Here is a 13,960-nt window from a genome sequence, read left to right as displayed (position 1 = left end):
CTAAAAAATCACGTTCCAGCCCAGTGTCGACGTACGCGGGCCCCCAACCAATTCGTTGTAAAATCTGTTACGCAATTATTGGGCAAGTTGCTGGCTGCCCCCAGCCATATCGACTTTCTCATCCACTCTGTTGCCTTTGACTTATGCAGGATATCGAGCCTTTTTATGGCTGGGAAAAATACTATACCGCGTCGGAAGACGAGCAGTCGCCGTTCTATGAACGAGAGTACAACATGCAGCAGTACGAGAATACCATCTACGGGTATTATATTCATCCGCTCTGGGACGAAATCGGCTCCGAAACGCTTTATTGCAAAATTCTCTTCGCTAATTACGACCGGCAGTTTGCGGTGATCGAACTCTTCGGCGAATGGAACGACACGCTTCACAATGACATCATGTACCTGAAGCGCCAGGTAGTCGATCCGCTGGTACAGCAGGAGATCAAATACTTTATTCTGATCGCCGAGAACATTCTCAACTTCCACGGCTCCGACGACAGTTATTATGAGGAATGGTTCGAAGACGTAGAAGACGGCTGGATTGCGGCCATTCATTCGCCGGAGTTTATCGAACGCGAATGGAAGAAATACCACCTCGATTATTACATCAATTTCGGCGGTACGCTCGACATTGCCAACTGGCGTACCCTCAAACCCGCCGGGCTTTTTGAGTTAGTAAACAGTTTACTTGTCCGGCGTTTAGGATAGGGCAACAACCGGGAGTCGTTAAAAGCCTGAATTTTCACCTTTCTGCCGCTCCTTTCACCCTTCTTCCTTTTTCGCTTTGCTTTTCCCGTCGTTTCTGGTCAATTTTCGGTCAGTAGTAAACACCCATACGGAATCACATGGAAACCAACCCATCTCCCAAACCGATAGAAGACGTACAGGCCGCCAAAGCCACCACGGCCGAAAAGCTGGAATCCTTCAAAACCGAAGCGGGTCAGCACCTGAACGCAGCCGCCGTCCAGCTCGACGAAATGAAAGACAAGCTGGTAGCCCAGGCGCAGGAGTTCGGGAAAGATATTGATATAGACGGGTTAAAAGCCAAGGCCACCGAACATTTCGAAGCGGCCAAAGCCGCCACTGCCGAAAACCTGGCCAATCTGCAGGCCCAGGCCGAAACCGCCTTTGCAGCCGCTTCGGCTAAAGCGGATGAACTCTCAGACGTAGCTGAAGATAAGTTCGATGAAATGAAAGCGGAAGCAACCGTACAGCTCCAGGCGGCTCAGGTTAAACTGGATGAGCTAAAGGCAGAAGCCGCCCTTCAGATCGAAGCCGCCAAAGAAAAGGCCAAGAGCGTCTGGAACCAGTTTTTTGGTGAATAATAGTTTCGGGTATCGGCAGTAACAAACCGTGGCACGGTTTGTTACTGCCGATACCAGCCGGCAAAACCGCCAGATTTGCGACGAATCTGGCGGTTTTTATTGTCTATTAGCCGCGGTGCGGGCCGGGGTGCGGCTTACCAGGTCCGGCTGTACCGCTGGGTGGTGGTGTTGCCGTTCCGCTGTGCGGGGGTGTCGGCGGTGGTCCACCCGGATGACCAGTGCCACTCTGTGGAGGTGTTGCCGTACCGCTATGCGGTGGACCCGGGGGTGGGCCGCCCGGACCACCCGTACCGCTATGAGGGGGCGTATCGGTGCCACTGTGCGGTGGAGTCGCCGTGCCCGAATGCGGTCCGGTAGCCGTACCCGACGAAACGGCGCTGGTCCGTGCCGATGCATCGGCATCAGTAGGTGAAAGATCCGAGTTTTTTGTGCAGGCATACCCGCCCATAAGCGTGGCTGCGACACAACCCATTAGAATAGACTTCTTCATGTGCATATGTAGGAAAAGTAGGAATGTGTTGATACTCCAGAATTGGTTACGGTGTAGGCAGTCAATACGTTGCAGTTTTAATGCTTTTTTAACTGCCAATTTTACCTAGTTTACCATAAAGTATAATTACTCAATAGTATGAAGCGTCTGCTAAGTAAGAATTTCCGACGGATCCGGATGGTTAGTCGGGTGTCGGAAGGCCTGCCCGCGTGTTCCGGTTAACAGACCCCTAGGAGAAAAGTCAGCAACGTTGATTTTCCGGGGCGAAATCGCTAAACTTGCAGATAAGCTCACTCACTTCTCGTGGACTCAATTACTGTTTTTGCCCCGGCAACCGTCGCCAACGTCGCCTGTGGATTTGATATTTTTGGCTTTGCGGTCGATAATCCGGGTGATCAGATCGTGCTGACACGTAGCGATGAACCAGGAGTTCGAATCACCGATATCATTGGCGATGAAGGTCGCCTGCCACGCGAAGCCTCCCGAAACACGGCGGGTATCGCCATTCAGACCTATCTCAAGCACCTGAATAGAACCGATCTGGGCCTCGACGTCATTCTGCATAAGCAGATGCCGCTGGGCAGTGGTCTGGGGTCTAGCGCAGCCAGTGCGGTGGCGGGTGTGTACGCTGTCAACGAACTGCTGGGTCGACCGTTGCCGACCATGAAACTGCTGCCATTCGCCATGGAAGGCGAACGAATTGCCTGTGGATCAGCGCACGCCGATAACGTAGGTCCGTCGTTATTGGGTGGTTTTGTGGTGGTCCGGAGTTACCAGCCACTGGATGTTATCCGGATCGAAACCCCAGCGAATCTGTTCTGCACCCTTGTTCATCCCGATATTGAAGTCAATACCAAAGACGCCCGGTTCATCCTGAAGAACGAGGTTTCGCTGAAAAATACCATCACGCAGATGGGGAACGTAGCAGGTCTGATCGCAGGCCTGATGACCCCCGATTATGACCTTATCAGCCGTTCGCTGGTCGACGTCATCATTGAACCCGTTCGGGCCATTCTGATTCCCGAATTCAACGAAGTCAAGCAGGCCGCTCTCGAAAACGGAGCGCTGGGGTGCAGCATTTCGGGGTCGGGTCCGTCGATGTTTGCGCTTAGCCGCGACGCCCAAACCGCCGACCAAGTCGGAGCAGCCATGCAGCAGGCTTTTCTATCGGTGGGTATTACCAGCGAAGCCTACGTCTCGCAAATCAACCGGCAGGGGCCTAAAGTACTAACCGGCGAAAAAGTAGCGGCCTAACATTTACGTCACTCTCCTGTTTATTCAAGTGGTTCCGGCTCTTACCGAAAAGCCGGAACCACTTTGTTTTATCCCGAATCGCAGGCTACCATACGGTTTTCTGACCTGGTTCGTTGAATCGGAGGAAGTGCCCTCCCATCCGGTATGCTTACGCGTCTCGCTTTTATCGTTGCTTTTTTTCTTTCGCTTACGGCAGGCTTCTGCCAGTCTTCCAACCGGTATTCCATCATTCCGCAACCGGCTCAGTTGGAGCCGCGCACCGGCGATTTTGTCCTAAGTCGCACGACAACGGTTATGGTGCCTTTTGTGCAGCCTGACCTGAAAATGATGGTCGAGTCGTTCACGAACCAGATCAACCAGGGCAGTGGTCTGGCTATTCCGGTAAAAAACCTGGACAAACTGACACTGCCCGGCAACCTGATCCAGTTTCTGTCGCTGCGCGACACGACCCTCGGCAACGAAGGCTACCGCATCGATATCACCGACCGGCTCGTAACTGTCGAAGCCGGTCATCCGAAGGGGTTCTTCTACGCGATTCAAACGCTGTATCAACTTTTGCCGCCTTCGGTGCTGGGCGTGGGGCAGGGAGCGAAGGGCATCGGGGTTTTAGCGGAGCATCCTGCTCCCCAAACCCTTCTTCCGCTACCCGCTGCGCTCACCCTCCCCGCTTGCCGGATTCAGGATCGGCCGCGGTATCCTTATCGGGGGATGCACCTGGACGTCAGCCGACATTTCTTCCCGGTAGCCTACATCAAAAAATACCTGGATTTGCTGGCACTGCACAAATTCAACACGTTTCACTGGCACCTGACCGACGATCAGGGCTGGCGGATCGAGATCAAAAAATACCCGAAGCTGACACAGGTGGGGTCGCACCGGCGCGAAACTATCGTTGGGCACTACGATGAGTTCGATCCGCAGGTGTTCGACGGTACGCCTTACGGTGGTTTTTACACCCAGGACGATATCCGTGAGGTGGTCCGGTATGCGGCTACCAAATACATCGACATTGTGCCCGAAATCGAGCTGCCCGGTCATGCCATGGCTGCTTTAGCGTCGTATCCGGAGCTAGGCTGTTCACCCCGGTCCATTCATGTCGAACCCTACCGCGTTTCGACTAAATGGGGCGTCTTCGATGATGTCTTCTGCCCGACCGAGAAAACCTTTACGTTTCTGGAGAACGTATTGACGGAAGTTATGGATCTGTTTCCGGGTAAGTACATTCACATTGGCGGGGACGAATGCCCGAAAACCGTGTGGCACAAAAATGCTTACTGCCAGCAGCTCATCAAGCGAAAAGCCCTGAAAAACGAACGCGGTCTGCAGCGGTATTTTATCAAACGTATCGATCAGTTCGTAACCTCGAAAGGCCGCCGGATTATTGGCTGGGATGAGATTCTGGAAGGCCAGAGCCCAGCGCTGCGGCTTTCGGCCAATGCTACCGTTATGAGCTGGCGGGGCATTAAAGGCGGCATCGAAGCGGCACGGCAGCAGCACGACGTGATCATGACACCCGGCAAATTCTGCTATTTCGACCACTACCAGGGCGATCCGGCACAAGAGCCGCCCGCCTTCGGAGATTTCCTGCCGCTGGCAACCGTGTATGCCTACAACCCTACTCCCGTCGAGCTGACACCCGACGAAGCCACGCACATTCTGGGCGCGCAGGGGAATGTCTGGACCGAATACATCAGCACCATCAACCAGCTCGAATACATGCTCTGGCCACGGGCAGCCGCCATGGCCGAAGTGGTCTGGACGCCCCAAAACCAGCGCAATTACGACGACTTCACCCGCCGGTTAACTACGCATTTCGAGCGGCTGAGCCATCTGAATACCAATTACGCCCGCACCCTCTACGATGCCCTGCCATCAGCCAAACCAACACCCGAAGGAAAAGTGGCAGTTACGTTGTTGCCGGGGCAGCAACCCGTTGCCGGAATCATTCCGGCAATTCGGTATACGCTGGACGGCACTGTTCCGGCTGCAACTTCTGCGCTATATGAAGAAAAACCCATTGTGCTGGACAGATCAGCAACGATTCGCACCGCCACGTTTCTGAACGGGAAACCGCTGAGTCGGCCCGCTAAAATCGAGAAGGCTTATCTGGTTTCGAAAGCCACCGGAAAAGCGTATACGCTGCTGAACGCACCGATCAGTACCCGCCCCGACAAAAACTATGTTCTGACCGATGGAACCACCGGTGGCATAGGCGGCTACGAAATCGAGGGAATTCTGGCCTTTACCGCCGACCTGAACGCGGTCATCGACCTGGGACAGCCGCAGTCGATCGAACACGTGCGAATCGGTTTTTTACGGTATACGGCTAAGAATGTTTGTCTTCCGAAACAGGTCGAAATTTCGGTTTCGGAAGACGGTACCACGTTTCGCCCGGTGCTTACGGCCCCCACAGAAGCTGCCCCAACCGGTAAGCGTTCCTTTATCCGGCTTCCTTACTCATTTGAGGCTACCACTGCCCGTTATATCCGAATTATTGCCCGGACCGTCGGCAAAGTACCAGCGGGCATGCGTACGCCCGGCAAAGTGGCCCGGCTGGCCGTCGACGAGATCGAGATACGGTAGTACGTCCTAATTAATTCTACTTTAACCTTCTATTATCCTATAATTAATTCAATTAAGTTGAAATAATCATACCTTTCGCCAAACGACGAACGGTATGAAGACATTGTTTTTACCCTTACTGCTCATCTCTCTGCCTGGACTATCTCAATTCGAAAATCCAGAATCGCTAAGCATACCCAAACCCTATGGTGATACATTAAAGCCAATCGAGTTTCGGGAGATTCCGTATACCTACACGACCAGTAGCACCAGCACGTACAATGGTCGAAGCCACACAAGCTATAGCACGCACTCAGGTCTCCGGCGTATTTACAGCTACGATGGCATCGATGTGGAGAATCCGGAGAAAGAACTATGGAGATACCTGAATGCGCTGGGCGATCCGGATGTTGAAAAGCAGCGACTTTCTTTTGACGACATTGTAGCCCGGAAGAAAACGGCCTCTTCGGTGGGGGCCGCCCTGTGGGTTCCGGGCCTCATTATGTTCTGCGTCGGTGTCGTTCAGGCGACTGAATACAAAAAAGCGCTGGCAGAGCAGCAACAGCAGCAACCGAGCTATTATACTTACACAACCCCGCCCACCACAACGTATGTAAGCAAACCATGCTCCAGTTGGATCGGTACCGGAGACGGCAGCGGTAACTACAACTGGACTTGCGGCAGCGACCCAACCCTTACCTACAAAGGCCCCTACCCGCCTACTGAAGTTAAGATTCCGGTAACGACGCCCGGGCAAACCCAAATTGGCTATACCACACCCAAACCAACGACGATTGATAAGCCTACGGGCCTTGGCCTTGGCGTGGCCGGTGTAGCAACCATGCTGGTGGGCTTCATCGTCAGCTACTCAGCACCGGGCAATCAACACAGTGCCCTGTTGAAAGCGGTTCAGTATTACAATCGGGCGCTGAAACAAAAGTTTTCATGGGAGGTAAGGCCTTATCTACACTACGGTCTTTCCGGAATGAGCCTGGTCGGCCGGTTCTGACAAGACTCGACAGGTTATTCCAGCGCCAGACTGTAGAACTTCCCGGACTGGCTGATGCATACGCCCCCTGTGGCTAGCTGACGCAAAAACTGTCGGGGCGTCATGCCCAGAAAATACTGAAAATCTTTGATCAAATGGCTATGATCATGGTAGCCGAAGGTAAACACTAGGTTTAGCCAGTCCACCGGTGCGGGATATTCCTGATACAGCGCTTTGAGCAGTTTCTTAAACCGCAGAAAACGCGTCAGCTCTTTGGCCGAATAGCCCAGCTGTGTCTGAAAGCGTAGCTGAATGCTTCGGGGCGATACGCGCTGCGTTTCTGCCAGTGCCTTGATCGGGTCGACGGCCTGATGGGTGAAATAAGGAATGCTATGCATCAGCGAACGGGTGGCTTCGTCGACAGGCGTTAAGTAGGTCAGTGCGTACTCGCTGAGTCGTTGCAGCCGATCCGACAGGTTCGGCGTGGCCGCTACTTCTTCCCACAGATCGCGAAAGCAGCTTTTATTGATCAGCGCATCCGGGTCGAATTCGTGCGCGTCCCGAAGCTGGTGCATGGGTACACCCAACAGCCGGTAAAATCCGTTGAGGGTAAAATTGACCACGATCAGATCAGCGCCGGGTGGCAGGGTATACGTCAGGAGTTTTTGTAAAGGACCCAGAACAGCGGTTTGCTGGACTACATACGGCTCGTCGCCCAGCAGCCCCGGAATGGCCGGACCAAAATTGAAAAGCATCAGCATTTCGTAGTTGGGCAGCAGTTGTTGTTCTAAAGCCTCGGCCTGTGTCGAATGCTGTACGCAGTAAAAAAGGCTGAATACTGTCGCCAGGCGCGCATCGGCCTCGATTAGTTGACTATTCGTCGGTGATGCCATCTTCGTTTTCTTACAAGTTTACGCCAGTCGCCACCCGGACCTTTGTCGTATCAATCAACCGGGTCTGATAGCCCATTTCTTTACAAACGTATGAATACGACCCTAAATTCCGCTACGCCATCCGAATCGGAATCCACCCAGACCAACGCACCGAAAATTCTGATTACCGGAGCCACCGGCAGCATCGGAACCGAACTGACCCGACTGCTGTCTGAGCAAGGAATTCGGTTTCGGGCGATGGTCCGATCACCGAAACAGGCACAGGCCCTATCGGCGCTTCCTCATGCCGAAGTCGTCGCCGGTGATTTCAACGATCCGGCCACCCTGGCCCAGGCGCTGACGGGTATCGAGCGGGCTTTTCTGCTGACCAACTCTTCCGAACAGGCTGAAGCGCAACAACTGGCCTTCGTTGCGGCTGCGCAGAAATCCGGACTCCGACACCTGGTCAAACTATCGCAGTTGGCTGCCCGCGTCGATTCGCCCGTCCGCTTTCTTCGCTATCACGCCGTGGTCGAGCAGGCGATCGAGGCATCTGGCATTCCGTTTACCTTTCTGCGCCCCAATCTGTTTATGCAGGGACTGCTGAGCTTCAGGGAATCGATTCGTCATCAGAGCCAGTTCTTTGCGGCCATCGGCGACGCCCGGATCAGCGCCATCGATATCCGCGATATTGCCGCCGTGGCCGCTACGGTCTTACTCAACTCCGGGCACGAAGGCCAAACCTATACGCTCACCGGTCCGGAAGCGCTTACCCATGATGAAATGGCAGATCAGCTTTCCACCGCTCTGGCGCGCCCCATTACCTTCGTAGACATTCCACCCGAGGTTATGCGGAATGCGTTGGTCGAAGCCGGGTTTCCGGCCTGGCAGGCTGAAGGATTGATCGAAGACTATGCACATTACAGTCGCCACGAGGCTGATGCCATCAGCACTGTCGTTCAGGACGTAACGGGCCACCCGTCGTATACGTTTACGCAGTTCGCGCGGGATTACGCGCCTGCTTTCTCCTAACTCATCCGTGATTCTGCATATACCCTGATAGCCAGAATGTTATTCTGGCTATCAGGGTAAAGACCATACACTTTTAGGGCTATTAGCTTGTTTTTCTGCCCGATAGGCCGGTTCTTGTAGAGATATCCTCTTCTTCATGGCAAACAACCTACAGAACTCAGTTCCGACGGCAGACGTAGTTACGGAACCAACAGAATTCAATCGTTCCCTGAGTCTGCTCGACTCAACGCTCATCGTTTCCGGTTCGATGATCGGCTCCGGCGTGTTTATTGTTTCGGCCGATATGGCCCGTAACCTTGGTTCGTCCGGCTGGCTGCTGATGCTCTGGGTGCTGACGGGCGTCCTGACGGTTGCGGCCGCGCTGAGCTATGGTGAGCTGGCGGGCATGATGCCCAAAGCGGGCGGCCAGTATATCTACATCCAGCGGGCTTTCGGGCCTTTGATGGGCTTTGTTTACGGCTGGACGGTCTTTATGGTCATTCAAACCGGTACGATTGCGGCCGTTGCCGTTGCCTTCACCAAATTTACGGCGGTCTTTGTCCCCGCGCTGGGTCCCGACAATGTACTGCTGGCGCTCGGCCCCATCAAGATCACGCTGGGGTCGCTGTTTGCCATTGCCAGCCTGGTATTGCTGACCTGGCTCAACAGTCGGGGCATTCAAAGCGGCAAGCTGATTCAGAACGTATTTACCTCGGCCAAACTTATTGCCTTACTGGGCCTGATCGTTGTTGGCATCGCACTCGGGCTGAACAGCGGGCAATTATCTACCAACCTGACGAATGCGTGGGATGCTAGCTTCACATCGACTACGGGCGAGGTGCTTCCGCTGGCGGGTATCGCACTGGTGCTGGCGTTCGGCACCTCGATGGTAGGATCGCTGTTCTCGGCCGATGCCTGGAACAACGTAACCTTCATTGCGGGCGAAATCAAGAACCCGCGTCGGAACATCCCCCTCGCTTTATTTTTCGGTACCCTGCTCGTAACGACGATTTACTTTTTAGCCAACATTTCGTACCTGTCGCTGCTGCCTTTGAAAGGATCGCCCACGGCTACGGACATTCTTGGCCGGGGTATTCAGTTTGCCGAAGCCGACCGGGTTGCTACGGCGGCCGTCGAGACGATCTTCGGCAACGTAGCGGTAGCCATTATGGCGGTGCTGATCATGATTTCGACCTTTGGCTGTAACAACGGGCTGATTCTGGCGGGTGCCCGGCTCTACTATGCCATGGCCAAAGACGGTTTGTTTCTGAAGCAGGCGTCGCACCTCAATGAAAATGCCGTGCCTGGGCGGGCCTTATGGCTGCAATGTCTCTGGGCCTCGCTCCTGTGTCTGTCCGGTAAATACGGCGATCTGCTGGATTATTGCACATTTGCCTCGCTGTTGTTTTACATCATCACCATTACGGGGTTGTTCCGGCTCCGGCGCATCGAACCCCAGACCGAACGGCCCTACCGGGCTTTTGGCTACCCGGTCGTGCCGGCTCTGTATATCATCGCCGGCCTGACCATCTGCGGGATTCTGCTTTATACTAAAACATTCAATACGGGCATGGGTTTGCTGATTGCAGGGCTGGGAGTTCCTGTCTATTTACTGACGAAGCGCAGCCAGCAGGCTTAATGTAGTCAACTGGCAGGTTATTATCTTTCGGGTTTGTCATCCCGACGGCAGAAGGTATCTTAAAGCGTACACGCTGGTAAGTTAGGATAGGCTACTCCCCCTCCTGCCGTCGGGACGACAAAAATCATTACACCGACTAGTTGATCATAAACGAACTATATTTTCAATAAAAAACGGGTCCACTTGCATAAGTGGACCCGTTTTTTATTGAATGACGCTTAGGCAACTACTGCTGAAAATATTCGACCTTATCTGAATCAGAGTTGTTCGTCGGATCGACATCGCCCCCGCTACCGGCCAGGATAACCGGGCTGACTGTCAGCGATCCCGTGGTCGAGTTAGCCGCTAGCGTACCGCTGAGACCGAACGAGAGCTGTCCACCGGCCGCGATGACCTGACTGGTTGTCAGGGTATAGTAGCTGGGGTTAGACGTGTCGAGCACCCAGGCCGAATTCAGCACGGGTTTGCCACCGACCGAACTGGCTCCGGCATCGAGCGTAAGGTTTACGTGCGAATCGCGGGTAACCCGAACGGTGATCGGTCCGCTGGTAGCCACCGAATTAACTTCATACAGATCTACCACAACCGTGAAGTCGATGGTACCGACGGCCGTAGCCGGGCGAGCCGTAATAACGGGGGTCAGATCGGGGGGCGTCTGTAGATTTAAACCAACCAGGACCGGATCATGGTCCGACGAGCGGAACTGATCGGCGCTGTACAGATTGGCCTGCTGAGCAGCCGATTTATTCTCCGTATTGTAATCCAGAATGCTGGGTTCGTCGGCGTTGATGTGCCATTTCTGAGCACCGGCCACCTGCGTAACCAAACTATTGCTACCCAACGCGTGGTCCAGCGAGCCGATCTGTCCATCAAAAACGTAAGAATAGGACGTAGTCGGCAGCAGGTTGTTATAGCCATAGCTAGCCAGTTTCGTCAGCGGATCTTCTTTGGCGTAAGCGTTCAGGTCACCGAGCAGCAGGTAATCCGGGTCGGTCGTGCCCGTCGGAGCGGTTGCCAGCCATTCGGACAGGTCCTGAGCCTGGCGGGTCCGGGTTCCGTTCGAGGCTCCCTGTCCATCGAGAATATCTGCATCGCCTGCTCCACCGGAGCTAGACCCTTTGGATTTGAAGTGGTTGACCACTACGGTAAGAATCTGACCCGTCGAGCGTTGCTGGAACGTCTGTGCCAGCGGCTGACGACCTACCACTGCAAAAGCCGTACTGGTCGACAACGAAGCCGGTGCTCCGACCGCACTGACGCTGCCGGGTTTGTAAATCATGGCCACCGTAATTTCATCCGTTGCGATGCTGGTGCCAGGGTTGACAAACGTGTATGAACCGGGTCCGGCCAGATCGTTGAGGCCATTCACCAGGTTCTGAATAGCGCTGGCCGATCCATAGCCATCGTTTTCTACTTCCATCAACCCAATGATATCGGCACCGGTACCGTACAGGTTCGCCAATACTTTAGCCCGCTGCCGGTTGAATTCATTTAGGTTAGAAGCACCACGTGAGGTGGGGAAGCCACCCGCCGAGCCATCCTGCCCCGACCCGTTGCCGTTAAAGAAGTTGAGCACGTTGGCACTGGCCACTTTCAGCGTACCACCCACTGCCGGTGGTGTTACCGGGCGGGCATTGGTCGGCAAAAAGTCGACACCGGTGTTAAGTTGCAGGCGATATCCTTCAAATCGCTCATCGAGTACGCTCGTCACGCTGGTTACCTGATCGCCCCCACGCAGCGTGTTGGAGGCACTAAGCGGCTGACCACCCCGCCCAAACGGAACCGGATTAGGATAAGCGACGCTACTACCGTCGTCCAGAATAAGTTTACGCTTGGCGAGTTCGGCCAGGTAGGCCGCATAGCCCGATACACTGGGCGCAAAGTACTGCGTGTACTGGTCCAGGCGCGCATCGGTACCACTTATGTCACTAGGGCCCGTAGCCGACACCACGATCTGCCCATATTGTCCTAACTGAAAATATTCCGTGAGCGCCAGATTTCCGGTGGCTGCGCTCAACGTAATCAGCATGCTTTCGTAGGCTTCCAGGTCCGATACAGTAGCGACAGGCAGCGTAACGGATATAGGCGTGGGAAGCGTACTGGCTCCCAGATTGACCAGACCGAGCAGGTTTATTTCCGTCAGTGAGCTGGTGTTTCCGCCCGATGCGCTCGTATATTCGACCACCGAGCCAACCACCCGGACCTTGTCGCCTTCGTTACCCGTAAACACGCCCGAAGGGTCATACACAAAAATCCCTTCCGAGGTCGCTGGGTTGCCATCGGCGTCGGCATCTTCTTCCTGGAGGTAAAAACCATTGAGTTTGGTCGATCCGGCAAATTTCCTCGTTACGATCCCTTCAATGGCCTGCACACCGCCAAAGGCTGTATTAAACGTAGAGCCGCTTCCCTGAATGTCATGAATCTTCACAACCGTAAGAGACGGAATCGTCGTAAACGAGAAGGAGTAGTCGGCCGCCAGTGGATCGGCCGTGCCATCCTGATCGGCGATCTGCGCAGCCAGGGCCGTAACGGTAATAGTTTCGCCATCGGCGAAATCAGTGTCTGGATTTAGGGTAAAGCTGGTTGGGCCGCCCGTCAGCGCAAACGAGTGGCTGCCACTGGACGAGCCTGAAATGTTAAACGAACTGGCCGACGCCGTAACCGCTTCCGAGAAGTTGACAACGATGTTTGAATTGGCCGCTACATAGGTTGCCGAGTTAGCAGGCGTTGTGCTGGTCACTGTTGGTGGGATATCCCCTACCGGGTCGACAGTACCGTAAAGGGCAACGTCATCTAATCTAAAAGTACCCGTCGCTGCTGCAGCGGCAGCACCCCCATCTGCCCGAGTTGTCCCATACGGATAAAACCGGAAGGTTACAGTTCCACCATCGGTGGTTGTAATCGGAGTTGTAAAACTCCAGGATAAAACGGTACCTGTAGTCGGAGTTACTGACGTTGAGCTATTTACTCTGGTCGTATTGAAATTAGCCGCGTCTGTGCTATAGGATACGATTAAAGAGTTAGGAGCCGTTCCACTAGCTTGTCTGAAGAAAGAAAGCTGCGTTAAATTCAGGGCATAGCCCGTGTTAGCCGTAACACTGTATTCAATGTAGCTATTATCTGCCCGCGATGCGGTGTTGTTCAGCGTAGTACTGTTAAACACATTGGCAGCAGGTGTACACGTGAGGGTGGATCGGGAAAAAGCCGAGAAGGTTGCGTTGGAAACAACACTCACAGAGTTGCCGGGTGTGGGGCAAACGTTGGTTCCTGAGAATGCATTTGTAATCAGCAGTTGTGCTTGAGCTGTACCAGCCCCAAACCCCATTAGCAGCATCAGGAGCAACGAATACCCCAGACTCTTTACTGCCCCATGCCTAAATTTTAACGTTGTAAAAACTTTTTTCATCACTTGCTTTAATTGGATGATTGACTTGAACGGATAAACATTAACTGATTGGAAAGAACGTGAAGAGCCTGCTGGACAAGACATTAGCAGGACACTACTAACCACAAAAGCGACTGAAATTGTACATTAAACAGAAGGGGAGCTTTAACATTCCAGACTGACCAACTATGTCCATGTAGTAGATGTTAAAATAACAGCCAACAAGATAAAGCTAATACCCTTTTTTTCTATTAGAATTAACATATTTCAACGAATAAACCAAATTTATCCGGACAACTTTCTATTTGGCCAGAAAATGTATTTATTCAAGAAGCACTTTTGTTAACTCATACTATTGGCGTGTACTGGTACAAAGTGAAAACCCGGAAGGATTGTTATACAATCGATTAAAAACTTATCCTTCTGCCCCAA

General features: G+C 53.6%; 10 protein-coding genes. 7 read left to right on the top strand and 3 right to left on the bottom strand.

The features are described from left to right. Positions 1 to 143: 143 nt before the first annotated feature. Together ACYVC2_RS16095 and ACYVC2_RS16090 are read left to right on the top strand one after the other, a co-directional pair. Positions 144 to 710, top strand: coding sequence for a hypothetical protein (locus ACYVC2_RS16095; protein ID WP_461103474.1), 567 nt, complete (start codon positions 144 to 146; stop codon positions 708 to 710). 137 nt (positions 711 to 847) lie between these two features. After that, the gene (locus ACYVC2_RS16090) at positions 848 to 1,327 is read left to right on the top strand and encodes a hypothetical protein (RefSeq protein WP_461103472.1); all 480 of its coding nucleotides are present in this window, start codon (positions 848 to 850) and stop codon (positions 1,325 to 1,327) included. A 106-nt stretch (positions 1,328 to 1,433) separates the two neighbouring features. On the opposite strand, the gene ACYVC2_RS16085 is transcribed toward ACYVC2_RS16090, so the two are convergent. After that, positions 1,434 to 1,817, bottom strand: coding sequence for a hypothetical protein (locus ACYVC2_RS16085; protein WP_461103470.1), 384 nt, complete (start codon positions 1,815 to 1,817; stop codon positions 1,434 to 1,436). Between the two features lie 303 nt (positions 1,818 to 2,120). Between ACYVC2_RS16085 and ACYVC2_RS16080 the strand changes: the two genes are divergently transcribed. From ACYVC2_RS16080 to ACYVC2_RS16070, 3 genes are all read left to right on the top strand, one after another. Then, positions 2,121 to 3,071 (top strand): homoserine kinase, encoded by a 951-nt coding sequence (locus tag ACYVC2_RS16080; protein ID WP_461103468.1) that lies wholly within the window; start codon positions 2,121 to 2,123, stop codon positions 3,069 to 3,071. Between the two features lie 144 nt (positions 3,072 to 3,215). Next, positions 3,216 to 5,654, top strand: a complete 2,439-nt coding sequence (locus tag ACYVC2_RS16075; RefSeq protein WP_461103466.1) for a glycoside hydrolase family 20 protein — start codon at positions 3,216 to 3,218, stop codon at positions 5,652 to 5,654. Positions 5,655 to 5,748: 94 nt separating this feature from the next. Next, the gene (locus tag ACYVC2_RS16070) at positions 5,749 to 6,642 is read left to right on the top strand and encodes a hypothetical protein (RefSeq protein WP_461103464.1); all 894 of its coding nucleotides are present in this window, start codon (positions 5,749 to 5,751) and stop codon (positions 6,640 to 6,642) included. Between the two features lie 14 nt (positions 6,643 to 6,656). Here the strand turns inward: ACYVC2_RS16070 and ACYVC2_RS16065 are convergent, their stop codons facing one another. Continuing rightward, positions 6,657 to 7,514, bottom strand: coding sequence for an AraC family transcriptional regulator (locus ACYVC2_RS16065; RefSeq protein WP_461103462.1), 858 nt, complete (start codon positions 7,512 to 7,514; stop codon positions 6,657 to 6,659). Positions 7,515 to 7,604: 90 nt separating this feature from the next. Between ACYVC2_RS16065 and ACYVC2_RS16060 the strand changes: the two genes are divergently transcribed. Further along, a complete protein-coding gene (locus tag ACYVC2_RS16060; protein WP_461103460.1) occupies positions 7,605 to 8,525 on the top strand; it encodes an SDR family oxidoreductase in 921 nt (306 codons plus the stop codon). Positions 8,526 to 8,661: 136 nt separating this feature from the next. After that, positions 8,662 to 10,143 (top strand): APC family permease, encoded by a 1,482-nt coding sequence (locus ACYVC2_RS16055; RefSeq protein WP_461103458.1) that lies wholly within the window; start codon positions 8,662 to 8,664, stop codon positions 10,141 to 10,143. Positions 10,144 to 10,369: 226 nt separating this feature from the next. Here the strand turns inward: ACYVC2_RS16055 and ACYVC2_RS16050 are convergent, their stop codons facing one another. Beyond that, entirely contained in the window at positions 10,370 to 13,549 is a 3,180-nt protein-coding gene (locus ACYVC2_RS16050) for an ExeM/NucH family extracellular endonuclease (protein WP_461103457.1), read from the bottom strand. Positions 13,550 to 13,960: the final 411 nt, after the last annotated feature.

It is taken from the genome of Spirosoma koreense (assembly GCF_054777875.1).
This window is presented reverse-complemented; position numbering and strand designations above follow the sequence as displayed.

Coding starts and splice junctions, on each gene's coding strand:
- ACYVC2_RS16085 (WP_461103470.1), bottom strand. CDS start 1,817: ATGAAGAAGTCTATTCTAATGGGTTGTGTCGCAGCCACGCTTATGGGC.
- ACYVC2_RS16095 (WP_461103474.1), top strand. CDS start 144: ATGCAGGATATCGAGCCTTTTTATGGCTGGGAAAAATACTATACCGCG.
- ACYVC2_RS16075 (WP_461103466.1), top strand. CDS start 3,216: ATGCTTACGCGTCTCGCTTTTATCGTTGCTTTTTTTCTTTCGCTTACG.
- ACYVC2_RS16060 (WP_461103460.1), top strand. CDS start 7,605: ATGAATACGACCCTAAATTCCGCTACGCCATCCGAATCGGAATCCACC.
- ACYVC2_RS16055 (WP_461103458.1), top strand. CDS start 8,662: ATGGCAAACAACCTACAGAACTCAGTTCCGACGGCAGACGTAGTTACG.
- ACYVC2_RS16070 (WP_461103464.1), top strand. CDS start 5,749: ATGAAGACATTGTTTTTACCCTTACTGCTCATCTCTCTGCCTGGACTA.
- ACYVC2_RS16065 (WP_461103462.1), bottom strand. CDS start 7,514: ATGGCATCACCGACGAATAGTCAACTAATCGAGGCCGATGCGCGCCTG.
- ACYVC2_RS16050 (WP_461103457.1), bottom strand. CDS start 13,549: ATGAAAAAAGTTTTTACAACGTTAAAATTTAGGCATGGGGCAGTAAAG.
- ACYVC2_RS16090 (WP_461103472.1), top strand. CDS start 848: ATGGAAACCAACCCATCTCCCAAACCGATAGAAGACGTACAGGCCGCC.